This is a genomic window from Bradyrhizobium sp. cf659, from assembly GCF_900113725.1.
Classification (GTDB): domain Bacteria; phylum Pseudomonadota; class Alphaproteobacteria; order Rhizobiales; family Xanthobacteraceae; genus Bradyrhizobium.
The window spans coordinates 34,990-59,010 of record NZ_FOQJ01000012.1 but is presented as its reverse complement, the minus strand read 5'-3'; the positions used below and the strand labels follow the sequence as shown (position 1 = coordinate 59,010).

Sequence of the window (24,021 nt, the reverse complement as noted above, 5' to 3'; positions counted from 1 at the left end):
CCCGCGCTGGGGTAGAGCCGCTGCTTCAACGGCATGATTTGGTGGAGCGCGAGGCATCCCTTTTGCATCTGTCTTGGTCAAATTTGGCGGACACGAAGGTCGGCTGAACGGCAACCGCAAGAGATCATAAGTCGCCATGAGTCAATCTGGAACGGAACTGGCCACTATCCGGAATTGCGTTGCCGGGCTCCCCGGATGGGGGTCCGCAGACATCGTGATCGAACCTGCCATCCCGATCCTGGCTTCGCCAAGCTGGCGAGGTGTCGACGGCTTTCCCTGGCGCGCCACCAGGAAGGGCGATGACGAAAGCATCTTTATCAAGAGCATGAATCGTGACGCGGAGCTCTATATCGACGTGGCCTGCGCCTTCGAGGCGGCGCAGCGCGCATCCGATCTCGGCATCGGGCCCAAAGTGCTGATGGCTGACCCGAGGGCCGGCCTTCTGGTGATGGAGGATCTCAACCAGGGCTGGCGGGTCGGTACATTGGAACGGATGCTCGAGCCCGGCATCGTCGACGCCGTCATGACGGCGATGCGTCTGTTTCAATCCGGACCACCGCTGCCACGTCGCAAGAGTGTCTTTGACGAGATCGAGCATTTCTATGCTGCAGCGGCGGCCGCGAAAGCCCAGTTGCCGTCGGATGCCGAATGGCTGGTCAAGGAGTTGCGCTTTGCGGCCGACGCCTTCCGGACGCTGGAGATCAAAGCGGTGCCGATCCACGGCGACGGCAATGTTTCGAATATCCTGATCTGCGACGCGGGCGAGGTTCGTCTGATCGACTGGGATCGCGCGACAACGACCGATCCGTTGGAGGATATTGGCAGCTTTCTCGTCGAGGCCTGTGCACAGGAGCCTGAGGCGCGCGACGTCTTTACCCGCAGCACCGGGACGTTCGAGGAGGGGGCATTCAACCGTGCGCGGATTTATGGCGTGGCTGATGATCTGCGCTGGGGATTGATCGGCGCGCTGCTCGCCGCCAAATCGGCGCGCAATACGCTGGAGTTCTACAAATTCGCCAGCTGGCGCTTCTTGCGTTGCCGCATGGTGGTTCGGGAGCCCCGCTTTGGCGAGATGCTTCGGAGGATCGCATGACTGTTCGCAGAAAGGTTGGTGAGGGGACCACGCGTCACGAACGCAACGTCGAAGCCGCAATCGCTCGCGTCCCGCAATGGCGCGGCAAGGAGGGCGCCTATGCGCCGCTGGTCGGCGGCCTATCGAACCAGAACTGGTTGGTCGAGATTTCTGGCGACGCGCGCCGCTATTTCGTCAAAGTGCCGGGCGAGGGCTCGGAAATGTTCATCAATCGCGCCACCGCCAACGAGGCCGCGCGCAATGCCCATGCCATGGGTGTCGGGCCGGAGGTCATCTTCTTCGATGCGGCGGACGGGCTGGAGATCAGCGAATTTCTGGAGGGCTATCGCGCCTGCACCAATGCGGATTTCGGTGATTCCGCGATCCAGTCCGACGTTCTCGATCTCTATCGCCGTTTGCATGGCGGCCCCAAGCTCGGCCAGACCAAGACGATCTTCGACATGATCGAGGAACATATCGAGCAGGGCAAAGAACTGGGGTCGCATTTCCCGCAGGACATGCCCTGGCTGATGCATCGCTACAATCAGGCCAAGTCAGCCTTCCTGGCGTCGGGCCTCGACCTCGTACCGTGCTTCAACGACCCCATGCCGGGGAATTTCCTCATTTCGGCCGAAACCGGCGCGCCCAGGCCGATGAAGCTGATCGACTACGAATTTGCCTCCAACAATGAGCGCAGCTACGAGCTCGGCGTGCTGTTTGCCGAAATGTTCTTTGATGAGAAGCTGACGGAAGCCCTCATCGAGCAATATCTGGGCGAGGTCCGTCCGCAGATGATTGCGCGCGTCATTCTCAACCGTGCGCTCGCGGACATGAAATGGGCCTCCTGGGCGGTCGTCAACCGCAAGCTCAACACCTGGGATTTCGACTACCAGAAGTACGGCGTCTGGAAATACATGCGCGCCCACGACGTGATGTATGACCCGCGCTGGGACAGCTGGTTGCGGCTGGTGTGAGCCGGCGCCGGTCCCAGCCGCCTCTCGCGGCTATTGCTTCAGGACAGTCAGGGCGTGTTTGAGCAGGCTCTCGTTCGCTGCGGCGATCACGCGTCCGTCGGAGTCCGGCGTGAGGGGCCGCCCATCCCAGTCGCGTATGATTCCGCCGGCGCCCTCGACCACGGGAATCAATGCCATGAAGTCGAACGACTTGAGCGACGTCTCTACGACGAGATCGCAATGGCCGGACGCCAGCAGGCCATACTGATAGCAATCGCCGCCAAATCGTCGGAACATGGCTTTCTTGCTCAGCAAGTCATAGCGAGCCCAATCCTGCGACGTAAAGAAGTCCGGCGAGGACGTATAGATCTGTGCGTCTTCCAGTCTTGCCGTGCGGCTCACCTTGGCCGGCTTGCCGTTGAACGTGACCCCACGGGGTGTGCCGTACCACCGTTCGGCCAGCGCCGGCATGTCGATCATGCCGGCGACAACCGACCCGTCGCGCTCGTCGGCGAGCGCGACAAGCGTACCGAACAGCGGCATTCCGGAGATGAAGCTCTTCGTTCCGTCGATCGGATCGAGATACCAAGTGTAGCGATCGCCCAAGGTTGATCCCATCTCCTCACCGAGAATGCCGTGATTGGGGAAGCGCGAGCTGATCAAGCGCCGTAATTCCACTTCGATCGCGCGATCGGCGATCGTCACCGGCGTCAAATCCTGCTTGCGTTCGAAATCGACGCTGGAACGAAAGTGGGTCAACGCGATCCGGCCGGCCACGTCGGCGAGTTCATGGAAGAACGAAGCGAGTTCGTTCGCAGAAATCGTGCCTTGAATGTCGTCCAATGCTTGCTCCAGGGGAAAGCACGTCGTGCATGAGCGGCGCAACGGCTGGCCTTGGGAATTCGGCTCTAGGCCCTTTCGTGAAGCTCTTGCTTGTGGACGTCCCAATACGGGGATCCGAAAGCCTTGCGTGAAGAGGCCATTCGTGGCGACGACGATCCGTTCGGTTCAGCAGCGCGCGTACCCGGCTGCGGTGTGGCTTCCGGCGCCTGGCGAACGTCACGCGGGGCCACCTTGAAATGACGGCTGAAGCAGCGCGAGAAATGCGAGACGTTCTTGAAGCCCACTTCGTAGGCGACCTCTGACACGGTACGGTGGCCCTTGGGATCAGCAACCAGGATTTCGTAGGCTCGTTGCAGCCGCTTGGTCTGCACGAACTGGCTGACGGTGGTCTCGTTGTCCGTGAACAGACTGTACAGATAGCTCAGCGAGATTCGGCTGCTGGCCGCAATTTTCTTCGGTGACAGCGACTGGTCGCCGAGATGGCTTTCGATGAAATCAACGATCCTGCGACGCAGATGATAGCGCGCGTTGCGGACGTCTGTAGCGGCGCCCCGATCCTCCGAGCCGATCGTGAGCGCCACGAAGCTGATGACTTCGGTCGCAAGCGCCTGTGGATTCGGCGCCGGAAACTCAATGAACAGCTCGGCCACGTTTCCGATCATTCCGGCCAGAAGGCGGGTCATCTGTTCGTTTGGCTTGAAACGTCGGCTGATGTGATCCTCGATCGAGACGAGGCGTCCGCGCAGCTCCGCGGCCGGGATCCGAAGCACCAGAAAGCGGGCGGCCTTGTCGGACGACAATTCGTAGAAGGCAAGTTCACTGAGCAGGACATATTCGCCAGACCGCGCAATACCGACGCGACCGTCCTGGCTGAATGCCACACATCCCGTCAGGGGAAAGACAAGCACATAGGAAGCATCGTGGATGCTGGAGGTGCGTTTCGAACTACAGGTGAAGACTCGATGCGGCTCGACGAGTTCAAGATCCAGGCGTCCAATCCTGGTTCGCTGGTGTAGTGCAGGACCCTTGTCTCCGTCACCATCAAGGCCGGTATACTCCTCGCGAGAAGCAAGAGATGTGAGGCTTGCCATGGTTTGGTCTTTCTCAGGGTTGGGCAACAATCAACTCCGTTCCGGCTTCACGAAGTGCCGTTGCCAGAGATCCTTCCGGTTGCCGATCGGTAACCAGACGGTCGATATCGGTCCAATGCGCAAACACGGTCAGAGCGCGCTGGTCGAACTTGCTGTGATCGGCGACAAGGATCGCTTCCGCAGCGCGCTTCACCATCGCGCCATAGATCGCGCCGGCCTCGTCATCCGCATCGTTCGCGCCCCGGGCGCTGATGCCTGTCGCACTCACGATGGCGCGGTTGGCCTCGTAGCTGTTGATGCTGGCGATCGTCTGTGTGCCGAACACGTAGCCTTCGGTCGGGTGATAGCGGCCCGGGCAGCACAGCACCCGGATGGACGAATTGACCGCCAGCGCGCCGGCAATCGCATAGTCGTGCGTGATGACCGTGATGTCGCGCGCGCGCAAAGCCAATCGTCTCGCGATATGAAACGTCGTTGCGCCGGCGGCCAGCATCAGGACTTCGTTTGGTAGAACGAGGTCGGCGATCACGGCGGCGATCGCTTCGCGTTCGGCGATCATGAGCGCCTTGCGATCGGTGAGAGCCGGCTCGAGCGCAAATGGGCGGGAAGCGCCGCCATAGGTTCGGTTGATGAGCTTCTGTTCCTGAAGCTCCACGAGGTCCCGGCGTATGGTTTCGCCGGATACGCCGAGCGACGCCGCAATCTCGGACGCGCGCAGAGTAGGGGCGGCGGTGAGTTGCGCGATGATGTGCTTGTGTCGCGCCAGCTTCGAGAGGCGATCGCCATCGCTCTTTCGCGGCCGTTTGTCGGCCGCGGAGGCGTCGCTGGTCTGTAGCGGCTCGCTCGTCATTGAGGTGTCCTCACCTGCCCAGCCGTCGGCACAAGGAATTCTTTCTGAGGGCAGATTGGAAAGATACACTAATTATGTGGCAACTCCCTCAAATTTTGAGCAGTCGAATGCCTAGTATCTCCGCAAGTCATTGCCTGCATCGATGTAATGCATTGAAAATAAAGGAATATAGCGGATGGCCTGAAGCTGTATGCCTGAGGCTCCGATGTTTTTTGCCTCCGATCAGCTTGTCATTGTGGGAATTCGCACATTTCTCCAAGTTGATCGTGGAATGGCTGCGGCACGATCGCTGCAGCGATCGCTTTGACTTGCGCAAGGCGCGGTCAGAGGAGGCGTGCGGTGCAAAAGGAACGAGAAATTCTGGCGTTGAACGCCTTCGACCAGAGCCGTGCGTCCGCGATGGACGCCGAACTCGGGGAGGCGGTGCAACGACGCCTCCGATCCTTCGGCAAGGCTTCGGTCCTGTTTTACCAGGAGCCGATCCGAATGGAGCGCGCCGAAGGCGTCTACATGTTCGACGTCGAGGGCCGCCGATATCTCGATCTCTATAACAACGTCCCGTCGGTCGGGCATTCGCACCCTCGCGTCGTCGAAGCCATCCGCCGCCAGGTCGGCGTGCTCAACACCCACACGCGCTATCTCAACGACATGGTGGATGCCTATGCGGAGCGCCTGCTGGCGACATTCCCACCCGAGATCAATCATCTGGTGCTGACGTGCACCGGGAGCGAGGCTAACGATCTTGCGCTGCGGATCGCGAAGGTCGCAACCGGCCGGGCCGGCTTCATCGTCACGGAGACGGCGTATCACGGCAACACTGCAGCCGTGACGGACGTTTCGCCGTCCTCACGTCCCGGCCAGCCATTGCCGTCCCATGTGCGGGTGGTGCCGGCGCCCGAGATGTTCCGCAATCCCGCCGGCGATCCCGGTAGGCGTTTCGCCGACAGTGTTGCGGCGGCAATTGCCGATCTCGAGCGAAGCGGTGTCGGGTTTGCAGGGCTGCTGCTGGACACGATCTTTTCGAGCGACGGCGTCTATGCCGATCCGGCCGGTTTCCTGGCTCCGACCGTGAAACTCGTCCGCGAACGTCAGGGCCTGTTCATTGCCGACGAGGTGCAGCCGGGCTTCGGACGCACCGGCGCAGCCATGTGGGGCTTCGCGCGCCATGGGGTTGTCCCCGACATCGTGACCATGGGCAAGCCGATGGGCAACGGCTTTCCCATGGGAGGTGTCGCTCTGCGTGCACCACTGCTCGATAGTTTTGCGGCGGAAGTGAAGTACTTCAACACGTTCGGCGGCAATCCAGTGGCCGCAGCGGCAGGGCTTGCGGTGCTCGACGTGATCAAAGATGAGGGCCTCTTGGAGAATGCGCGCGAGGTCGGACGTCATCTGATGGACGGATTGCGCGAGATCGGCAATCGCCACATCCAGATCGGGGACGTTCGCGGCGCCGGTCTGTTTATCGGCCTCGAACTCGTACGTGATCGTGACAGCAAGGAGCCGGCGCCGGAACTCGCAATCATGCTGATCAACCGCCTGCGCCAGCGCGGCTTCCTGATCGGCGCTGCCGGACCATTCGGCAGTACGCTCAAGATTCGTCCGCCGCTGTGTCTCGGTACGGATCACGCGGATATGTTCATCACCGCTTGCGACGAAGAGCTGCGCGCGATCGCGTCGGCCTAAGGGGCTCGTTCAAGTTCATGGATGCAAGAAACGTAAAAACCGCCGCTGATGCCAGGGCTCTGGTCGAGGAACGGGGCTTGTCCCACGTCAAACTTGGGGTCGTCGATCTCGACGGTGTCATTCGTGGAAAATATCTCGCGCGTGACAAGTTCTTTGGCGCATTGGAGGCTGGCCTCAGCTTCTGCGACATCATCTTCGGTTGGGATTCCAACGACCAGATGTACGACGCCGGTAAGTTTACCGGGTGGCACACGGCTTTTCCGGACGCCACTGCCCGCATCGATCCGGCGACCTGCCGCGATATCCCGATGGAAGGGAACATGCTGTTCTTTCTCGGCGAGTTCGAGGGCGAGGCGGAAAAGCTCTGCCCGCGCCGGTTGCTTCGGCGGGTCATCGATCGTGCCGAAGGCATGGGATTTGCCCCGTCAGTGGCTGCTGAGTTTGAATTCTTCGTGTTCGATGAAACGCCCCACAGCGTGCGAGAAAAGGGCTTTCGCGGGCTGAAGAATCTCACGCCGGGCTGGTTCGGCTATTCCATGCTGCGCGCCTCCGTGGAGTCGGAATTCCATCGCTCGCTTCTCAAGCTGTGTGACCAGATGGATATGCCGATCGAGGGTCTGCACACCGAGACCGGCCCCGGAGTCCTGGAAGCTGCGATCCTGTACACCGATGCGCTCGCGGCTGCAGATCGCGCGGTGCTGTTCAAGACCTTTTCAAAAGTCTGGGCCGAGCGTCAGGGCAAGATGCTCACCTTCATGGCCAAATGGTCGAACGCGTATCCTGGACAATCCGGGCACCTGCATCTTTCGCTGCGCGACAGGGACGGCAATCCGGCATTTTACCAGAGCGGGCGTCCGGGCAACATGTCCGACACCATGCGCTGGTTTGTCGGCGGCCAGCAGGCATTGCTGCCGGAATTGCTGGCGATGGTTGCATCCACCGTGAACAGCTACTCGCGTCTGGTACCGGGCTTCTGGGCGCCGACGGATGCGACCTGGGGAATCGAGAATCGCACCTGTGCGCTGCGGGTCATTCCCGGAAAACCGGCGAGTCAGCGTGTGGAATATCGGGTCGCTGCCGCCGATATCAATCCGTACCTTGCGATCGCCGCGGCGCTGGGATCGGGGCTCTGGGGGATCGAGCACAAGATCGAACCGAGCGAGCCAATCGCCGGGAATGCCTATGAGCGAACGTACCCGCCCGAGCGGGCGTTTCCGCGCACGCTGTCGGAAGCCGCCGAGCGATTGATGGCTTCGCGGGCAGCCCGCGATCTGTTCGGAGGCGTCTTCGTCGATCACTACGCCATGACGCGGCAGTGGGAGGAACGCGAATTCCGCAAAGCCATCACCGATTGGGAACTTGCGCGCTACTTCGAGATCATCTGATCTCGCTACTCCTTCCCTCGAACGAGTGACCTTCCGTGAACGATATTGTCTGCATTTCACCGATCGACGGCAGCGAGGTTGCCCGGCGCCCAATCGCGACTGACGCGGGGATCGCGGCGGCCCTTGCGCAGGCGCGGCAGGCCCAGCAGCAATGGTCGGCGGTCCCGCTCGCAGAGCGCAAGTCCAGGATGCTTGCCTTCCTTGACGTGATGCGGGCGCAGAACGACGAGGTCGTTCCGGAACTTGCCATGCAGATGGGGCGCCCTGTGCGCTATGGCGGCGAACTGCGCAGTCTCGAGGAGCGCGTTCGCGGGCTGGTTGAGCTCAGCGATGAGGCCCTGGCCCCCGTCGTGCCGCGCGAGCGCGCCGGCATCCGGCGCATGATCAAACGGGTGCCCGCGGGCATTGTGTTGGTCATCGCGCCCTGGAACTATCCCTACCTGACGGCTGTCAACGCGATCGTCCCGGCGCTGCTGGCCGGCAATGCCGTGATCTTGAAGCATGCCGCGCAAACCTTGCTCGTCGGCGAACGGCTCCAGTCGGCCATGGACCTGGTCGGCTTGCCGAAGGGACTGTTCAGGACGCTGACTCTCGACCATGCCGCGACCGAAAAGCTGATTTCATCCCGTTCGGTCGATCATGTGAGCTTCACGGGATCGGTTGCCGGGGGGGCGGGCGGTCGAACGGGCCGCTGCCGGGACCTTCATCAGTCTCGGGCTGGAGCTGGGCGGGAAGGATCCCGCCTATGTGCGGCCCGACGCCGACTTTGACTTTGCCGTCGAGCAACTCGTGGACGGTGCTTTCTACAATTCCGGCCAATGCTGTTGTGGGATCGAGCGCATCTACGTGCACGAACAGATCTACGATCGCTTCGTCGGCGCATTTGCCGATCTGACCTCTCGCTACCGGCTCGGCGATCCGTTGTTGCAAGATACGACCTTGGGTCCGATGGCGGCGACACGTTTCGCCGACATAGTCCGCGCGCACATCGACGAAGCTCTCGCCAGGAACGCCCGTCCGCTGATCGATCCGAAGCAATTCTCCGCTGAAAAGATGGGGACGGCGTATCTGATGCCCCAGGTTCTCGTCGACGTCGACCATTCCATGCGGGTGATGATGGAGGAGAGCTTCGGTCCCGTGGTCGGTATCATGAGGGTCTCGTCCGACCGGGAGGCAGTCGCGCTCATGAACGACAGCCCTTATGGACTGACAGCGTCGGTCTGGACCGAAGATGCCGCCGCGGCCGAACGCATTGGCGATGCGACCGCCACAGGTACCGTATTCATGAATCGCTGTGATCATGTCGATCCCTCGCTCGCATGGACCGGCGTCAAGGACAGCGGCCGCGGCGCCGGTATGTCGCGCCTCGGCTTTGAGGCGCTGACCCGACCAAAATCATTCCACCTTCGCATCGAGCACTGAGAGCCGCATATGGACGTCCAAATCACCGGGGCCTGGAATTTTCCGACGCGCGTCATCACGGGTCCGGGCCGCATCGCCGAACTTCCCGAGGCCTGCCGGACATACGGCCTTGCCAGACCGTTGCTGGTCACCGACCACGGTCTCGCCAAGACCGATATGGTCGCCGGCATTGTCAGCCGCATTCGCGAGGCGGGGATACCGCTCGGCATATTTTCCGACGTCAAGACAAATCCGACCGAGGCGAACCTGAGCGCTGGAGTGTGCGCATTCAAGGCGGGCGGCCATGACGGCGTGATCGCGGTCGGGGGAGGTTCAGCGCTGGACGTCGGAAAATGCGTGGCATTTATGGTGGCGCAGTCGCGGCCGGTATGGGACTTCGAGGACATCGGTGATTGGTGGACCCGCGCCAACACGGATGGCATCGTGCCTATCATCGCCGTGCCGACCACGGCCGGCACGGGTTCCGAGGTGGGCCGTGCCGGCGTGATCACGCGCGAAGACACCCATGAGAAGAAGATCATCTTCCATCCCATGATGATGCCGAAGATCGCGATCGAGGATCCCGAGCTTGCGGTCGGGCTCTCGCCGTTTCTTACGATGGCGACCGGCATGGATGCGCTGTCCCACTGCTTCGAGGCTTATTGCGTCAAGGCGTTCCACCCGCTCGCCGACGGCATTGCCCTTGAAGGGATGAAGATCGTCGACACCTATCTGCCACGCGCGGTCGAGAATGGTCGCGATCTCGAAGCCAGATCCTACATGTTCGCGGCGGCGTCGATGGGAGCTACCGCGTTCCAAAAGGGACTGGGCGCGATCCATTCCGTGTCGCATCCGGTCGGTGCGCGCTACGACACCCATCATGGGCTGACCAATGGTGTGGTCTTTCCCTACGTCGTGGTTTGCAACAAGGATGCGATCGCCAACAAGATTCCGCACATAGCTCGCGCGCTGAATTTGCCGAGCCATGATTTCGATGCGGTCTTGTCCTGGATCCTGGCCTTCCGAAGGAGGCTTGGCGTACCGCATACCTTGGCCGAGCTCGGTGTGAAGGAGAGTGACGCCCGGACAATCGCCGCCGATGCGGTGAAGGATCCGACCGCGGGCGCCAATCCCCGTCAGTTGACTGAAGCAGAGTTCGAGCAATTAACGCTTGCAGCCATTCGCGGCGATCTCGGAACATGACCGTCCTGCACGATCTCTTCGCAAATTTCGCGGCGATTGGCGCGACCGACGACGGCGGCGTTTGCAGGCTTGCGGCAACGGCGCTCGACAAGCAGGCGCGAGACCTTTTCCTGCGCGAGATCGGCAACCGCGGCCTGGTCCCGAGGATCGATGCGGTCGGTAACATGTTCGGCGTCGCAATTCTTGACCCTGCGTTGGACGACGTTGTGATCACCGGCTCGCACCTTGATTCCCAGCCGACGGGCGGGCGATATGATGGGGCCTACGGTGTATTGGCGGGGCTCCTCGCGGTCGAAGCGATCAGGGAGCGCTGTTTGGCGAACCCCGGCGCTGCACGACGCAATCTGGCCGTCGCGAACTGGACCAATGAGGAAGGAGCCCGTTTTCAGCCCAGCCTGACCGGCAGCTCCGTTTTCGCCGGCAGCTTGAGCTTGCCGGACGCCTATGCCTGTGCGGACGGCGACGGCGTCACGCTCGGCGCTGCGCTGGCCGCAATCGGCTACCGCGGTGTCACGCCGCTTGAGTATCGTCCCGTACGTTATGTGGAACTTCACGTCGAGCAGGGCGATCGGCTCGAGCGGGTCTCAGGGGACATTGCTGCGGTTTCCGGCGCCTGGATGACCCGCAAGATATCGGTCGTCTTCGAGGGGGATTACTCGCATACGGGGCCGATGCCTATGCCTATGCGCCGGGATGCCCTGCGCGCTGCGGCCCGCGCGATTGAAGCTCTCTACGTCGAAGTCGCGCGCGAAGAAGCCGGCGCGCACGCTTCAGCGGCGCGCATCAGCGTTTACCCGAATTCGCCGAATGTGGTGGCAGGCCGAGCCAGAGTCTGGTTCGAGATCCGACACGAAGAAGAAGCCGTGGTCGTCGCCATCAGTGACCGCTTTCTAGAGCGGATCGAACGTGAGGCTCGCGAGATCGGCGTCGGCATCTCGATCGCCGCCGACGACAGACGATCGGCCCCCTTGCTCGACCCGGCTGGTGTCGAGTTGATCCTGGCCGTTGCGAGCGATCTCGGCTGCAAGGCCATGACAGTCAAGACCATCACGGGGCATGATGCCTTGGCGATCCAGAAACGCATCCCGGCTTCGCTCATATTCGTGCCGAGCCAGGGCGGACTCAGCCACAATCCGCGTGAATTCACGGCACCTGAAGCTCTCGACAAGGGCTATGCCGTGCTGGTGGAGACGTTGTGGCGCATGGTCACTGCGTGACGCGCGAACGGGCTCGCGGTATCTTCTACTTAATCGCATGCGCCCCAAGGAGCGTTCGGAACCACGTTGCCCTTCGCCCGTTCCATCGTTCGACACGACTGAACTTCTGTACGAGCGCCGCTAATCCAACATTAGTCGCCGGATATGAGCCGTGGTCGAGATAATATAGGTCGAGCGCCTGGGCAAAGCCCTCGCTCTGGATCCTGGCCGCCTTGGTCTTTGAATCGGAAAATCTGGCCTGCACGGATCGCAGGTTGCCGTGCAGTCGGGTAATACCGTTCGGGGAGGTGTCCTGTCTCTGCTCGTCGTCGGTGCCAGCGTGTTGGGCGCCCGTCACTGATGCAGGCGCCGCTGCCGATACTTCACGGATTTCCATGGAAGCAGAACGAGTTTTGAGCGGCACACGCGCCGGGTTGGTCGGCGAATGAAACGCCCGACAAAACGTCCAACACGAAAATCGGTCGATGAAGTGACCGGTTGGGATCGACGGCGGATTTGAATTCGCCCGTTTTCAGTCCAGCATCGCGATGGATTGGAGCGTGAGGCTGGCTCGGGACGACGTCGCGACTGGTCGTGAACTAGCGATCCCAATCGACGCCGGCCAAGGCCTGCGATAACTGCTGAAGCAGCGCTTTCAAATGCTCTCTGTCGGCAGGGCTGAAGCTCTTCAATAGCCGCGTTTCGCGCTCACGCGAGACCTCCAGCAATTTTTCGGACAGCTTCCGTCCTTCGGCCGTCAGCTTGGCGAACGCGGCGCGGCCACGGGTTCGCGTCTGCTCGACCGAAATCAGTTTGCGTTCCTCGAGCAAGACGAGGCTGCGGCTCACGGCCGCCTTGTCCAGATCGGCCGCCCCCGACAACTCACTGACATTGAGCGACTGGGTGCTGTTGAGCACCATCAATATGCGCCATTCCGTCAGGCTCAGGTCAAAGGCGTTGCGATAATAGGCCGTGGTGCCGCGGAGCAGTCGCGCGCCGATATTTGATACCAGCATTGCAACGTGTTCCTGCGCCAGGATGCCGTAGTGTTGCGTACGTTTCGGCGGCGCATCGTTGACCATCAGGGGCTTGGTCGAAGGCATCAATGGATTCTCCCGGCAACTCGGCCAACCTCAATGCCGCGGTTCCCGCCGCATTGATCTACCTCAAATTGCTTGACATGTCATTTATTGATGCATCAACATAATACCGACGCCGGCACAAGAGCTGACCAAGAACCGGCGACGCATCAGGGTGGTATTCATGACAGACGGCGAGATGGCCAATGCAACGGCCTCGGCCAGGTACGCGGGTGCGATCGACTGCGATCTTCATCCGGCCGTGCCTGCCATGAATGTGCTGCTGCCGTATCTCGACGAATATTGGCGCGAAATGGTGTCCGTTCGCGCGCTTGATCGGCTCAACCTCGCTCTCACCAGCTATCCGCAGAACGCGCCGTTGTCGTGCCGTCCCGACTGGAAGCTCGCGGATGGCGAGAAGCCGGGTGCCTCGCTGCAGGCGATGCAGGAACATGTGCTGGACCGCTACCAGCAGCGGTTTGGAATCCTCAACTGCCTCTACGGCGTCCAGGTCATGCATAGCGAGGACATGGCGGCGGTGTTCTGCCGGGCGACCAACGACTGGATTCGCGATGAATGGCTGAGCCGCGATCCCCGGTTGCGCGCTTCCATCGTGATTGCGGCCCATAGCACCGAACTCGCCGTCGCCGAGATCGAACGGCGCGCGGACGACATGCGGTTCGTGCAGGTGCTGATGCTGGTATCGGGCGAGGTTACGCTCGGCCGGCGGCAACTGTGGCCGATCTATCGTCTGGCAGAGAAGCTTGGCCTGCCGGTCGGAATTCACGCCGGCAGCGCCTACCGCTATGCGCCGACCGCGGTTGGATGGCCGTCCTATTTCGTCGAAGACTATGTGTCGCAATCAGCCGCCTTCGAGAATCAGTTGCAGAGCATGATCTCCGAAGGCGTGTTCGCCAAATTCCCCGGACTCAAGGTGGTCGCGATCGAATCCGGACTGACCTGGCTGAGCGGCTTTGCTTGGCGCGCCGACAAGACCTGGAAAGGGGTTCGCGCCGAAGTTCCCTGGGTGACGCGCGCGCCATCGGAGATCGTTCGCGAGCACGTTCGCTTCACGGTCCAGCCGATCGACGCAACCGACGAGGCGGCGGCGATCCTGCGGCTGATCGATCACCTGCGATCGGACGAGCTGTTCCTGTTCTCGACGGATTATCCGCACTGGCAGTTCGACGGCGATGCGGTGTTGCCGGATGGGCTTTCTGCTGGGCTGTTGCGCAAGATCGTCAGTGATAATGCGCTTGCGACCTATCCGCGGCTGGTGAAGGCCGATCGAGCCATGGAGATTGCCGTATGAGCATCGTCGAACTCGAGCGAAGCAGCGCCGCCAGATCCAGGCTTCGGATCATCGATTGCGATATCCATCCCGCGATGACCGCCTGGACCGAGGTTCATCCGTATCTCGCCAAACAATGGATCGACCACCTCTCGGTCTATGGCAGCCATTTGCGCCACGCGTTTTCCGAAGCGCTGTCGCATCCGCGGATGTCGCCGGATGCGGCGCGGGTCGATGCCTATCCCGAGGAGGGCGGTCCGCCGGGCTCAAGCCTCGAGCTGATGCGCACGCAGCATCTCGATCCCAACGGGGTCGAGACCGGCATGTTGATCCCGCTGCGCTGGAACCCCGGCAGCCAGCGCAATCTGGATTTCGGCGTGGCGCTGACGCAGGCCATGAACACCTGGCAGGTCGAACGCTGGGTGAAGAACGAGCCGCGTCTGCGGGCATCGGTCCTGATCGCGCAGGAGGACACCAGCGCTTCGGTCGCCGAGATCGACGCGCGGGCGGGCGATCCGAATTTCACCCAGATTCTGGTGTTGCCGAAGACCGATGAACCCTTCGGCCGCCGCCGCTACTGGCCGATTTTCGAGGCGGCGGTGCGCAGCAATCTGCCGATCGCCATCCATGTCGGCGGCACCAATGGCCATCCTTCCACCGGCGGAGGCTGGGCGTCCTACTACATGGAAGAGCACCATACGGTGGCGGAAACCATGCAGGCGATCCTGACCAGCCTGGTGTTCGAAGGCGTATTCGAACGCTTTCCGCAGCTTCGCGTCGTGATCATGGAAGGCGGGCTCGGCTGGATCCCGTCGCTGACCGCGCGCATGGACAAGCACTGGTCGCGCCTGCGCAGCGAGGTGCCGCACCTGAAGCGGCCGCCGTCGGAATATATCCGGGAACAGGTGTGGTTCACGACCCAGCCGATGGAAGAGCCGGGAACGGCCGCGCAACTGATCGATCTGTTCGACCGGATCGGCTGGGATCGCCTGCTGTTCTCGACCGACTACCCGCATTGGGACTTTGACGATCCGCGCTACGCCTTCCGCGCCAACCTCAGCGAAGCGCAGCGCGACCAGATTCTCTACAGGAACGCGCAGGCGTTCTACGGGCTGCCGTGATGGCGCGGCACGTCGTTGCAACCGTCGACGACATCCCTCCCGGTCAGCGCATGCTGGTGAAGGTGGGAGGGCGGGAAATTGGCATCTTCAATGTCGGTGGGGAGTATTTCGCCGTCAGCAACCGTTGTCCGCATGAGGGCGCATCGCTGTGCAAGGGGCGCATCGTCGGTCTGGTGGAATCCAGCGAGCCAGGGTCCTACCGGTTCAGCCGGCGCGGCGAACTGTTGCGCTGCCCCTGGCACGGCTGGGAGTTCGACCTAAGGACCGGCAAATCCTGGTGCGAACCCGACCGCACCAAGGTTCGCAGCTACGACCTCAAGGTGGAATCGGGCGGGGCCCTCGTCGAAGGCGAGCTTCAGGCCGAAACGTTCCCGGTCGTGATCGAGAAGCAATATGTGGTGATCGAAGTCTGACACCTGATCGATGCGGTCGATCGGCAAAATAAGAAACCGCGTGGAGGATAGATTGTTCTTGAAGCTGAAGAGAATTGCCCTCGCTGCCCTGGCGGCCGGTTTCGCATTCCCGGCGGCGGCTCAGGATGCATCCTGGGATTCCGTCGTCGCCGCCGCCAAGAAAGAGGGCAAGGTCGTCGTCTACAATATGGCGCTCGGCGCGCCTTACTTCACAGCTGTCGTCAAGTCGTTCGAAAAGGAGTACGGCATCGCCGTCGAGAGCCTCGATTTGCGCGCCAGCGAACTCGTCGAACGCATCCGAACCGAGCAATCGGCGGGACGTTATCTTGGCGACGTGGAAATGGTCACGACGACCATGATCGAGGAGCAGCTCAAGAACGGCGACTTCATCCAGAAACTGCTGCCGGTCCCGAATGCCGCGAACCTGCGGCCGCCGTTCAAGGCCAACGAGCACAGCATCCCCGCCTATGTCCAGCCGTTGGGAATTCTGATCAACACGCGGCTTGTCAAGGGCGACGACGTTCCCAAGAGCTGGAACGATCTGAATTCGCCGAAGTGGAAGGGCAAGCTGCTTTCCGACGACATGCGTCCGCTCGGCAGCGGCAACACCTTGTTCGCGGTGCTCCAGAACAACATGGGCGCCGAGTTCAACGAAAAGCTGGCCGAGCAGAAACCCGTCTTCAGCCGCGATATGCGCAACGACGCTCGTCGCGTCGCCCGGGGGGAATATCCGATCTACATCACCCAGGTGTTCGCCTTTGCCTCCGATCTCAAGGGCCTGCCGGTCAAGGTGATCGTGCCGCAGGAGGGAGCGCCCTATGCCCAGATGGATCTCGCGATCCTGAAGAACGCCCCGCATGCCAATGCGGCACGCGTCTTCATGCAGCATTTCCTCAACCTCGACTCCCAGGCGCTTTACGCCAACGCCTGGATGCTTCCGGTCGTGAAGGGCGCGGCCGAGCGCGCCGATCCTGACGCGCAGCCTTATGCCAACGCCAAGCTGATGGGCATGGCGAAATTGTCCGAACGGCCGGACATGATGTCGCTGGCCAAGAAACTTTACCCCTGAGGCGCTGGCAGATGGCTCTTTCGGCCGACGACCGCATAGCCGATATCGTAACAGCGCGGCCGCGGCTACCTCACGCGCGGCGATTCCTGAACGGCGCGCCGGCCAGCCGCGTCGTCGGGCTGACGCTGCTTGCGCTCGTGCTCGCCTTCCTGTCGGTCTACCCGCTGTCGATGCTGCTCTATGGGAGCCTGCATTCGACGCCGCCGGGCGTTGCCGGCGTCTTCACGCTCGACGGCTACCGCGACATCGTTTCGCAGCAAAAGTTGCTCACGCTGCTCAATACCGTCGGCATCGCGCTGGCCAAGACGATCCCGTCGCTGATCCTGGCCGTCCTGCTCGCCTGGATTCTGGCGAGGACTGACACACCGTTTCGCGGAACGCTGGAGGTGCTGGTCACGCTGCCGTTCTTCATTCCGCCGATCCTCACCGCGATGGCCTGGGGCATGCTGGGCAATCCGCAGGTCGGACTGTTGAACCAGCTCTACCAGTGGATCACCGGATCGACCGCGTCGCCGATCAACGTCTATTCCTATGGCGGCGTCGTCTGGCACATGATGCAATATTCGGTGCCGTTTCTCTTCCTCCTGATCGTCGACGCCTTTCGGGCGATGGACCCGAGCCTTGAGGAGGCCGCGCGGATGTGCGGCGCCACCCGATTGCGGACCTTCTACACCGTTACGCTTCAACTGATGCTGCCGGCGCTGACCGGGGCCGCGATCCTCAGCTTCATCAGGGGAATCGAGAATTTCGAATCGCCGCTGTTCTTCGGCTCGCCTGCCGGCATCCACGTCATCACGACTGATATCTACGACTCCATTAACCAGCGCTCGCCACCGCAATATCAATATGCCACCGCGATAAGCTTCGTGATCATGGCGTTGATGTTCCTGGTCATCTTGATGCAGTGGCGCATCCTGCGCGGCCGCAGTTTCCAGACCGTGACGGGGAAGGGCTATTCGCCCGCGGTCATGAAGCTCGGCAGATGGCGCTGGGCGACGTTCGCCTTTTGCGCGCTGTTCTTCGCCGTCACGGTGGTGCTGCCGGTGAGCCAGCTTCTGATCGGATCCTTCTTCAAGTTCTTCGGCTTCTACGAATGGGAGATGCTGACGCTCGAGCATTATCAGGCGGTCGCGGGCAGCAGTGAGTTCTGGCGGGCCTTTGGCAATACCATGCTGTTGGGTTTTGCCGGCGCTACGCTAACCATGCTGCTCGGCGGTATCGTCGCCTATGTCTCGGTCAGGACCAAATGGCGCGGACGTCGTCTGATCGACGCAATGGCGTGGTTGCCGTGGATGATGCCGGGCATTGTGCTGGGCGTGGGTTTCCTGTGGGGATTCGCGTTGCTGCCTCATGCCATTCCTATCTATGGGACGATCTGGGCACTGCTGCTCGCCTACATCTCGCTGGGAACGCCGCTTTCGGTGCGCGTCATGTCCAGCGCCTACGGTCAGTTGTCCTACGACCTCGAGGAATGCTCGCGCGTGCACGGGGCGGGTTGGCTGCAGACGATGTGGCGCATCATGATCGCGCTGGTCTGGCCCTCCTTTGCGGTGGGCTGGGTCCTGATCTTCTTCGGAATCATGCGCGAGTTGAGCGCCTCGGTGTTGCTCTATTCCGTTGGCTCGGAAGTTCTGTCGGTCGTGCTTCTGAAACTCTGGGCCAACGGCAGCGCGGAACAGGTGAGCGTGATCGGTCTCATCATGATGGCTATGGTGATCGCTTTCAGATGGGTGCAGCTCCGCGTCATCAAGCGATGGATTGGCGCCTTGTGACTGGATTGGGTGTCTGATGTCAAATGTCGTCCTGGAGAAAGTCAGCCGGAAGTTCGGCGAGTTCGCGGCCGTGAACGAAATTGATCTTCGCATCGCTGAAGGCGAGTTCGTGACGCTGCTCGGGCCGTCCGGCTGCGGCAAGACAACCACTTTGCGGATGGTCGCAGGCCTTGAACAGAATACCAGTGGCCGGATCAGCCTCGGGAACGAGGTGGTCAGCGATGCGGCTTCGGGCGTGTTTGTTCCATCGGAGCGGCGACGCCTCGGCATGGTTTTCCAGTCCTACGCGATCTGGCCGCATATGACGGTTTTCGAGAACGTTGCATATCCATTGCGGGTGCGCCGTCGTCCCTTGGCCGAAATCAGGGATCTGGTTTCAAAGTCGTTGCGTCTCGTCGAAATGGAAGGCTTCTCCGAGCGCCCTGCGCCGGCTCTGTCGGGCGGTCAGCAACAACGCGTAGCCATTGCGCGGGCGCTGGTGTTCGAGCCGAAGGTGCTTCTTCTCGACGAGCCGCTGAGTAATCTCGACGCCAAGTTGCGGTTACAGATGGGCGACGAGTTCCGTGCGATCCAGCGGCGGCTCGGCATGACGACCCTGTATGTCACGCATGATCAGTCGGAGGCGATGGCGTTGTCCGACCGCGTGGTCGTGATGGATCAGGGACGAATCCAGCAGGTTGGTGCACCCGAGGACATTTATCGCTACCCGGCCAATCGCACGGTCGCGGGATTCTTCGGCAACCCAAATCTCCTTGACGCCAGTGTGGAGGCATGCGCGCGCCTGGAGGGAGGTCGGGTTCAGCTTGATGTCGTCGGGCACGGTTGGCAGGGCCGATGCGAGGCTGCAACCGAAGTGCCGCCAGGACAAACCGTCACGGTCATGGTGCGGCCGGAAGACATCAGGATTGCGCCCGCCGGCACCGACAAGGATGGGCTGCGATGGTCGGGACGGATCGCTCACACGATCTTCCGTGGCCCGACAAGGTCGATCGTGGTGGAGATCGAGAACGGTCGCCTCAATGTCGATGCTCCCGCCTTTGGCGGCTATTCGGTCGGCGACAATGTGACGGTGGTCGTTCCTCGGCACGCGGCCTGGGCCGTCGGGTAATCATGTTCAAGACGGACGCGATTGCGACGTCTATCCGCCCCGGTGCACTGCTGCCATCTCGCCGCAACATCAGCCCCCCAGTCGGACGCAGCTCCTTAATTGCGTCAGGAAGCGCGAGTGCCACGGCCGTGGCGGCTCTATAACCAATCTCGCAAACCACCTATCGTGCGAAATCCGTCCGCCGCGTAGCAGCGGACTGAGGGAAGGAAAGCCTGCATCATCTCGGCGAGCGCGTGTCCTGGACCGAGATCCAGCACCCTGCTGACGCCGAGCTCCGCAAGCGCTTCCAGGGTCGCCGACCAGTCGATCGGGCGCGCCACCTGGCAGGCGAGCTTTGCTGTTGCATTGCTGGCAGAGAAGATGCGCTCGCCGTCGCCTCCGGCGAGCAGGACTCGCTGATTTGCGATAGCGGAGCGTGTGCTGGCGTCGAGCGTCAGTTGAAAGGGGCGGCAGGCCTGTTCGAGCTGCCGCGTGTGCGACGCGATTCTCACGGCGAGAAGACCTGTGCGCGTGGCGCCTTGTCGGGTCGCTTCCTGGCAGAGGTCGATCACGTCCTGCTCGGCGCCTCCGACGACAACGAGACGATCGGGGTTCCTGATCGCGATCTCGCAGCGATGCTTTCTGAGCAGGCGTTCGAGCGCGGCCGGGTCGAGCCCGCGGACATAGCCGAGGCGGCCGTCGGGTCCGGCGACGCTGTCCATCAGGCGCGCGCGAACAGCCGTCAGTCGCAAGGCTTCATCGGCGGTCCATATCCCTGCAATGCTCCAGGCGGTCATCTCGCCGACGCTGTAGCCGGTGACGGCCGTAGGTTCGGTCAGGAGGTCGGCAATGCAGGCATGGATCGCGAGCGTCGATGTGACGGTCAGGATCTGGCTGACATGGTTGGCGGACAGCTCGTCTGCGCTGTGCGTCCGGACGAACTCCCGTGGATCCTCGCCGAGATGCGCGGTTGCCGCGGTGAAAACGGGCTCTGCGGCAGGCTGACCGGCGGCCAGATCGAAGATCCTGTCCGAGAGGGTGCCTTGTCCACCGCAGAGCAGGGCGAGCATCAGAGGTCCAGCCGATCGACGAAGAGGGCCATGGCCAGCAGATCCGCCGAGCCGCCGGGACTGAGATTGCGTGCCACGAATGCCTGATGAATCTCGATGGCTCGCTCGCGCCAGCCGCGACGTCCGACGCCCCCGGCGGCAAGGAATGCAGATGCGCTGTCTTGGGCGTAGCGCAAGCCCTCCGCTCCGCCGCGATGCAGGAGGTTGGTGTCGGTGACGTCGGCGATGAGCGTCATGCAGGTCTGAACGCGGATTGCTTCCTCATCGCAAGGAGCAAGCTTTCGTGCAGCATGCAGGGCGGGCAGGGCGATCTCGTAGACCGATGGAAAGCCGCAAGCCGCTTCCGCCCTGGCGCCGCCGGCACCGTATCGCCGCGAGGCCATGGCGCCATGGCTGCGCAAGGATATGGGACCCGAGAGGATGTCTTCGCCCCAGCGCTGCGACACCAGATCGCCGAGCGACTTGCGAATGCCGAGCGCGCCGCGATATCCGGCCGCGGCGCAGAGCAGACCCAATCCGAAGATCGCGCCGCGATGCGTGTTGACGCCTCCGGTTTCCGCGAGCATGGCGCGCTCGGCGGCGACCCCGATCGCGCGCAACCGGCTCATGCCGGCGCCCTCGGCTCCAGCAAGCGCCAGATCACGGAGGAATGGCCTCAACGTGTCGGCGCTGCGGCACAGCAGCTCGGCGTCCATGTCGCAGTGCGCGCCATTGTCGACGTGGCTGACGAGCCCCGGTTTCGGATGGGTTTCAACCTCGAGCTTCAGGCAAAGCGACGCCAGATCACCGAGCTGCTCCGCATCGGGCGCGTTGGCAGGTGTCGATTGCCATCTCAGCGCGACGTTCACGACAGCTTCCCCGACAGAAATGCGGCGCGCGTCGTGTTGATGACGCCGGCGGGGCCTTTCACGAGGACTTCATCGTCGTCAGCTCCGATGAGCTCGCGCCATTGGACCCCTCCCGCGCGACCAACGATCTCGCCGTCCAGCCGCATCGGAGCCTGCTTCGCGATCCGGCCGATGTCCGACGGCAGGGTGTCGGCCTGCTTCGCCGACGACAGCGGCCAGAGCAGATCGAGGTCCGAACTGTCGGAGAGATAGGGCAGGCCGGTGAGGTGCTGCCAGGCCAGGCTGCCGAAAGTGCGGGTCTCGGGCAGAAGCTGGAGCAGCAGGCCGATCGTCTCCTGCCAGTGTGCAGGCGCCGCGGCGGCCGCATCGGCCAAGGTTGGCGGCGCAGCAGATGCGATGATATCGCCGGGCGCGAGCGCGAGCGCGATGCGCCGTTTGCCGTGGCTGGGCGGCAGCGGCAGGCCGAGCGGAATCATGCCGGCGGCATCGCTGCACGCTGGCCGGCGAACGATAAGGGGATGGCCGGCACGCGCCCAGCCGTCGATGATCGGTTCGCTGGCGAGTTCGGGATGGCGGCTCATCACGACAGCCCATCCGGCTGCCGAAGCCTTCACCATGGTGTGACGCGCGAGCGCTTCAGCCATGTTGCGCTCCCTGCTGCGCGACCGCGGCGAGCGCGACGACCCGATCGGCGATCTCGGCCGCCTTTCGGCGTCCGCCCCGCTCTGCACCCAGCCGGCTGCGATCATCCCGTCCTGCCGGCCGCTCCAGCACGGCCGCAAGCTGCGGCGCCAGGGGCGCAGTTTCATCCCAGACGACGTGAATGCCGCCGGTCTGCACCATATTGTCGAGCCCGGGCGCGAAAACGGGCGTTGCTTCCGCCTTGGCCTTCAGCGCGTCGATCGGAAGCTTGGTGACCCGCGCCATCGACGGCAGATCCATCACCGCGGGATGCGCGCCGGGGAGTGCCACCAGCGTGCCGGTGGCAAGAGCCGTGGCGATAAACGCGCCCGCCGCGCTGCCGCCGTAGAGCAGGCCGACCGTGTGGTGTCCTTCCGCTTCCGCGAGCAGCAGCACCTTGGCGAGATGCGACAGATATTCGCTGAGGCCGAGCAATTCGTCGCGCTTGCTCATGCGCTGGCTGGCGGAATCCACCAGGAACAGGATCGGCGCCCCATCCTTCGATTTGATGATCTCGATCACGCGCCCTGCGAGCGCGATCGCCTCGTCCACGCCGAGCGGCTGTCCTTGCGTGATGCCGAGCACGTGGATCGGCCCGCCGTCAGGCAGGGTCGCATGTCCCGCGATCATCGCGCCGGTCGTTTCGATCTTGCTGCCGTTCGGGAACAAGCCGGTCAGGATGTCATCGAGCGTCATCGGCGTTCTCCCTTGTCTTTGCCTCGCGTAGAAACGCGTCGGTCGGAAGCGCGGGGATCTCGGTCGGCGCGTCGATCCCAAGCGTCTGCCAGATATCGACGGCGTCCTCGGCTTCGCCGAAACGCCGCAGCCGACGCTCCAGGCGATTCTGCTCGGCCTCGAGAACGGTGGTGTCGCAGCCACGCTTGATCTTGAGCGCGTCGATCGCCGCCTGGCGAAACGCCAGCGCCTCGTCGTCGACGAACATGTCGGCGCCGCCGATGAGATAGCGGTGCTTGCCGCCCATGGTGCGCCACACCAGCGCGCGGTCGCGCGAGTCGAACTCCTCGATGCCTCTGTTGGTCTCGATCACCTCGGGGCCGCTGACGCTGATCCGCCCCTGCTCGGACACGATCAGGCGCGAGCAGGTGCCTGCGATCAGGCTGCCGCCGCCATAGCATCCGGCGCGGCCGCCGATCAGTCCGACGACGCTGACGCCCGCGCGCCGCACCTCGATCACCGCGCGCATGATTTCTGCGATCGCGAGCTCGCCGGCATTGGCTTCCTGAAGCCGCACGCCGCCGGTGTCGAACAGGATCAGCACGTCCTGATGATGCGCACGAGCCGCGAGCAATAGCCCCGTGAGCTTGGCGCCGTGGACCTCGCCGAAGGCGCCGCCCATGAAGCGTCCCTCCTGGGCGGCGACGAGCACCGGCGTGCCGTCCAGGCGGCCATGCCCGATGACGATACCGTCGTCGAACTGTTCCGGCAGGTCGAAGATCGAAAGATGCGGGCTGATCTCGCGCAGTTCGGGACCGATGTATTCGCAAAAGCTGCCGGCATCGACCAGCGCGTCGATGCGCTGCCGGGCGCTCGCCTCGTACCAGCTCAGCGAAGCATTGTTGGTTGCCGCCTGTGTCATCGTTCCGGCTCCTCGATCTTGCGGACGCCTTGCGCAAGGCGCAGCGCGACCGTGTCCGGCCGGGCTCCGCCGTCATTGATGGAGATGCGCAGGCCGCCGGCAGGGCGGCGGGCGACGAAGTCGCGGACCACGGCGTCCCACACTGCGCCGAAGCCATGGGCTGCGGTTGCGATGTCGATCGTGCACTTGTCGGCTGGCGAGGTGCGTTCCAGCAGCACCTCGAGATTGCCGGAGGCGACGACGCCGACGATCGCCTGCGTGCGGGTGCCGCCGGCGGATCTGGCTGCGGTCAGTCTGAAGCTGAGCTTTTCCATGC

General features: G+C 62.7%; 23 protein-coding genes and 1 pseudogene. 13 read left to right on the top strand and 11 right to left on the bottom strand.

Annotation, left to right across the window (positions count from 1 at the left end):
- Positions 1-214: 214 nt before the first annotated feature.
- Together BM118_RS33330 and BM118_RS33325 are read left to right on the top strand one after the other, a co-directional pair.
- Positions 215-1,093 (top strand): phosphotransferase, encoded by an 879-nt coding sequence (locus BM118_RS33330; RefSeq protein ID WP_244550293.1) that lies wholly within the window; start codon positions 215-217, stop codon positions 1,091-1,093.
- Complete coding sequence (locus BM118_RS33325; protein ID WP_092191262.1) at positions 1,090-2,046, top strand: choline/ethanolamine kinase family protein; 957 nt, start codon at positions 1,090-1,092, stop codon at positions 2,044-2,046. Before BM118_RS33330 ends, BM118_RS33325 begins: the two co-directional genes overlap by 4 nt.
- Positions 2,047-2,076: 30 nt before the next feature.
- On the opposite strand, the gene BM118_RS33320 is transcribed toward BM118_RS33325, so the two are convergent.
- The 3 genes from BM118_RS33320 to BM118_RS33310 all read right to left on the bottom strand — a co-directional run bounded on the left by BM118_RS33320 (position 2,077) and on the right by BM118_RS33310 (position 4,809).
- Positions 2,077-2,868, bottom strand: a complete 792-nt coding sequence (locus BM118_RS33320) for an inositol monophosphatase family protein (protein WP_092191260.1) — start codon at positions 2,866-2,868, stop codon at positions 2,077-2,079.
- 65 nt (positions 2,869-2,933) lie between these two features.
- A complete protein-coding gene (locus tag BM118_RS33315) occupies positions 2,934-3,959 on the bottom strand; it encodes a helix-turn-helix domain-containing protein (protein WP_092191258.1) in 1,026 nt (341 codons plus the stop codon).
- Between the two features lie 13 nt (positions 3,960-3,972).
- The gene (locus BM118_RS33310) at positions 3,973-4,809 is read right to left on the bottom strand and encodes a DeoR/GlpR family DNA-binding transcription regulator (RefSeq protein ID WP_092191256.1); all 837 of its coding nucleotides are present in this window, start codon (positions 4,807-4,809) and stop codon (positions 3,973-3,975) included.
- Between the two features lie 339 nt (positions 4,810-5,148).
- Here BM118_RS33310 and BM118_RS33305 point away from each other — a divergent pair, with 339 nt between their 5' ends.
- The 5 genes and pseudogenes from BM118_RS33305 to BM118_RS33285 all read left to right on the top strand — a co-directional run bounded on the left by BM118_RS33305 (position 5,149) and on the right by BM118_RS33285 (position 11,698).
- Positions 5,149-6,492 carry an aspartate aminotransferase family protein gene (locus tag BM118_RS33305; protein WP_092191254.1) on the top strand — a complete coding sequence of 448 codons (1,344 nt, stop codon included), beginning with the start codon at positions 5,149-5,151 and terminating at the stop codon, positions 6,490-6,492.
- A 77-nt stretch (positions 6,493-6,569) separates the two neighbouring features.
- Complete coding sequence (locus BM118_RS33300) at positions 6,570-7,877, top strand: glutamine synthetase family protein (protein WP_244550292.1); 1,308 nt, start codon at positions 6,570-6,572, stop codon at positions 7,875-7,877.
- Positions 7,878-7,912: 35 nt separating this feature from the next.
- A pseudogene (locus BM118_RS33295) lies at positions 7,913-9,299 on the top strand (aldehyde dehydrogenase family protein).
- Positions 9,300-9,308: 9 nt separating this feature from the next.
- The gene (locus tag BM118_RS33290; RefSeq protein WP_092191250.1) at positions 9,309-10,481 is read left to right on the top strand and encodes an iron-containing alcohol dehydrogenase; all 1,173 of its coding nucleotides are present in this window, start codon (positions 9,309-9,311) and stop codon (positions 10,479-10,481) included.
- The gene (locus BM118_RS33285; RefSeq protein ID WP_092191248.1) at positions 10,478-11,698 is read left to right on the top strand and encodes an allantoate amidohydrolase; all 1,221 of its coding nucleotides are present in this window, start codon (positions 10,478-10,480) and stop codon (positions 11,696-11,698) included. The genes BM118_RS33290 and BM118_RS33285 overlap by 4 nt, the downstream gene beginning before the upstream one ends.
- A 25-nt stretch (positions 11,699-11,723) precedes the next feature.
- Here BM118_RS33285 and BM118_RS33280 read toward each other — a convergent pair whose 3' ends face one another.
- Both BM118_RS33280 and BM118_RS33275 read right to left on the bottom strand, forming a co-directional pair.
- A complete protein-coding gene (locus tag BM118_RS33280; protein WP_092191246.1) occupies positions 11,724-12,074 on the bottom strand; it encodes a type II secretion system protein GspG in 351 nt (116 codons plus the stop codon).
- A 202-nt stretch (positions 12,075-12,276) separates the two neighbouring features.
- Positions 12,277-12,780: a MarR family winged helix-turn-helix transcriptional regulator gene (locus tag BM118_RS33275; RefSeq protein WP_092191244.1), complete on the bottom strand. Its 504-nt coding sequence runs from the start codon at positions 12,778-12,780 to the stop codon at positions 12,277-12,279.
- Between the two features lie 160 nt (positions 12,781-12,940).
- Here BM118_RS33275 and BM118_RS33270 point away from each other — a divergent pair, with 160 nt between their 5' ends.
- From BM118_RS33270 to BM118_RS33245, 6 genes are read left to right on the top strand one after another with little or no spacing between them, the layout of a single operon-like run.
- Entirely contained in the window at positions 12,941-14,068 is a 1,128-nt protein-coding gene (locus BM118_RS33270; RefSeq protein WP_092191242.1) for an amidohydrolase family protein, read from the top strand.
- Positions 14,065-15,168, top strand: coding sequence for an amidohydrolase family protein (locus BM118_RS33265; RefSeq protein WP_092191240.1), 1,104 nt, complete (start codon positions 14,065-14,067; stop codon positions 15,166-15,168). Before BM118_RS33270 ends, BM118_RS33265 begins: the two co-directional genes overlap by 4 nt.
- Positions 15,168-15,581, top strand: a complete 414-nt coding sequence (locus tag BM118_RS33260; protein ID WP_092191238.1) for a Rieske (2Fe-2S) protein — start codon at positions 15,168-15,170, stop codon at positions 15,579-15,581. Before BM118_RS33265 ends, BM118_RS33260 begins: the two co-directional genes overlap by 1 nt.
- Positions 15,582-15,639: 58 nt before the next feature.
- Complete coding sequence (locus BM118_RS33255) at positions 15,640-16,650, top strand: ABC transporter substrate-binding protein (RefSeq protein ID WP_092191587.1); 1,011 nt, start codon at positions 15,640-15,642, stop codon at positions 16,648-16,650.
- An 11-nt stretch (positions 16,651-16,661) separates the two neighbouring features.
- A complete protein-coding gene (locus BM118_RS33250) occupies positions 16,662-18,422 on the top strand; it encodes an ABC transporter permease (protein WP_092191236.1) in 1,761 nt (586 codons plus the stop codon).
- Between the two features lie 16 nt (positions 18,423-18,438).
- Positions 18,439-19,530: an ABC transporter ATP-binding protein gene (locus tag BM118_RS33245; RefSeq protein ID WP_092191234.1), complete on the top strand. Its 1,092-nt coding sequence runs from the start codon at positions 18,439-18,441 to the stop codon at positions 19,528-19,530.
- Positions 19,531-19,667: 137 nt separating this feature from the next.
- On the opposite strand, the gene BM118_RS33240 is transcribed toward BM118_RS33245, so the two are convergent.
- From BM118_RS33240 to mdcC, 6 genes are read right to left on the bottom strand one after another with little or no spacing between them, the layout of a single operon-like run.
- Entirely contained in the window at positions 19,668-20,579 is a 912-nt protein-coding gene (locus BM118_RS33240) for an acyltransferase domain-containing protein (RefSeq protein ID WP_092191232.1), read from the bottom strand.
- Positions 20,579-21,427 (bottom strand): triphosphoribosyl-dephospho-CoA synthase MdcB, encoded by an 849-nt coding sequence (gene mdcB, locus BM118_RS33235; protein ID WP_092191230.1) that lies wholly within the window; start codon positions 21,425-21,427, stop codon positions 20,579-20,581. Before mdcB ends, BM118_RS33240 begins: the two co-directional genes overlap by 1 nt.
- Entirely contained in the window at positions 21,424-22,071 is a 648-nt protein-coding gene (mdcG, locus tag BM118_RS33230; protein ID WP_092191228.1) for a malonate decarboxylase holo-[acyl-carrier-protein] synthase, read from the bottom strand. The genes mdcB and mdcG overlap by 4 nt, the downstream gene beginning before the upstream one ends.
- Positions 22,064-22,804: a biotin-independent malonate decarboxylase subunit gamma gene (mdcE, locus tag BM118_RS33225; protein ID WP_092191226.1), complete on the bottom strand. Its 741-nt coding sequence runs from the start codon at positions 22,802-22,804 to the stop codon at positions 22,064-22,066. Before mdcE ends, mdcG begins: the two co-directional genes overlap by 8 nt.
- Positions 22,791-23,705: a biotin-independent malonate decarboxylase subunit beta gene (locus tag BM118_RS33220; protein WP_092191224.1), complete on the bottom strand. Its 915-nt coding sequence runs from the start codon at positions 23,703-23,705 to the stop codon at positions 22,791-22,793. The genes mdcE and BM118_RS33220 overlap by 14 nt, the downstream gene beginning before the upstream one ends.
- Positions 23,702-24,019: a malonate decarboxylase acyl carrier protein gene (mdcC, locus tag BM118_RS33215; RefSeq protein ID WP_092191222.1), complete on the bottom strand. Its 318-nt coding sequence runs from the start codon at positions 24,017-24,019 to the stop codon at positions 23,702-23,704. The genes BM118_RS33220 and mdcC overlap by 4 nt, the downstream gene beginning before the upstream one ends.
- Between the last annotated feature and the right edge of the window lie 2 nt (positions 24,020-24,021).

Bases quoted from the DNA above. Each gene is read 5' to 3' on its own strand.
- BM118_RS33270 (WP_092191242.1), top strand. From the start codon at position 12,941: ATGACAGACGGCGAGATGGCCAATGCAACGGCCTCGGCCAGGTACGCG.
- BM118_RS33280 (WP_092191246.1), bottom strand. From the start codon at position 12,074: ATGGAAATCCGTGAAGTATCGGCAGCGGCGCCTGCATCAGTGACGGGC.
- BM118_RS33285 (WP_092191248.1), top strand. From the start codon at position 10,478: ATGACCGTCCTGCACGATCTCTTCGCAAATTTCGCGGCGATTGGCGCG.
- BM118_RS33315 (WP_092191258.1), bottom strand. From the start codon at position 3,959: ATGGCAAGCCTCACATCTCTTGCTTCTCGCGAGGAGTATACCGGCCTT.
- BM118_RS33240 (WP_092191232.1), bottom strand. From the start codon at position 20,579: ATGCTCGCCCTGCTCTGCGGTGGACAAGGCACCCTCTCGGACAGGATC.
- mdcC (WP_092191222.1), bottom strand. From the start codon at position 24,019: ATGGAAAAGCTCAGCTTCAGACTGACCGCAGCCAGATCCGCCGGCGGC.
- mdcG (WP_092191228.1), bottom strand. From the start codon at position 22,071: ATGGCTGAAGCGCTCGCGCGTCACACCATGGTGAAGGCTTCGGCAGCC.
- BM118_RS33290 (WP_092191250.1), top strand. From the start codon at position 9,309: ATGGACGTCCAAATCACCGGGGCCTGGAATTTTCCGACGCGCGTCATC.
- BM118_RS33265 (WP_092191240.1), top strand. From the start codon at position 14,065: ATGAGCATCGTCGAACTCGAGCGAAGCAGCGCCGCCAGATCCAGGCTT.
- BM118_RS33325 (WP_092191262.1), top strand. From the start codon at position 1,090: ATGACTGTTCGCAGAAAGGTTGGTGAGGGGACCACGCGTCACGAACGC.
- BM118_RS33260 (WP_092191238.1), top strand. From the start codon at position 15,168: ATGGCGCGGCACGTCGTTGCAACCGTCGACGACATCCCTCCCGGTCAG.
- BM118_RS33310 (WP_092191256.1), bottom strand. From the start codon at position 4,809: ATGACGAGCGAGCCGCTACAGACCAGCGACGCCTCCGCGGCCGACAAA.
- mdcE (WP_092191226.1), bottom strand. From the start codon at position 22,804: ATGACGCTCGATGACATCCTGACCGGCTTGTTCCCGAACGGCAGCAAG.
- BM118_RS33275 (WP_092191244.1), bottom strand. From the start codon at position 12,780: ATGCCTTCGACCAAGCCCCTGATGGTCAACGATGCGCCGCCGAAACGT.
- BM118_RS33250 (WP_092191236.1), top strand. From the start codon at position 16,662: ATGGCTCTTTCGGCCGACGACCGCATAGCCGATATCGTAACAGCGCGG.
- BM118_RS33245 (WP_092191234.1), top strand. From the start codon at position 18,439: ATGTCAAATGTCGTCCTGGAGAAAGTCAGCCGGAAGTTCGGCGAGTTC.
- BM118_RS33220 (WP_092191224.1), bottom strand. From the start codon at position 23,705: ATGACACAGGCGGCAACCAACAATGCTTCGCTGAGCTGGTACGAGGCG.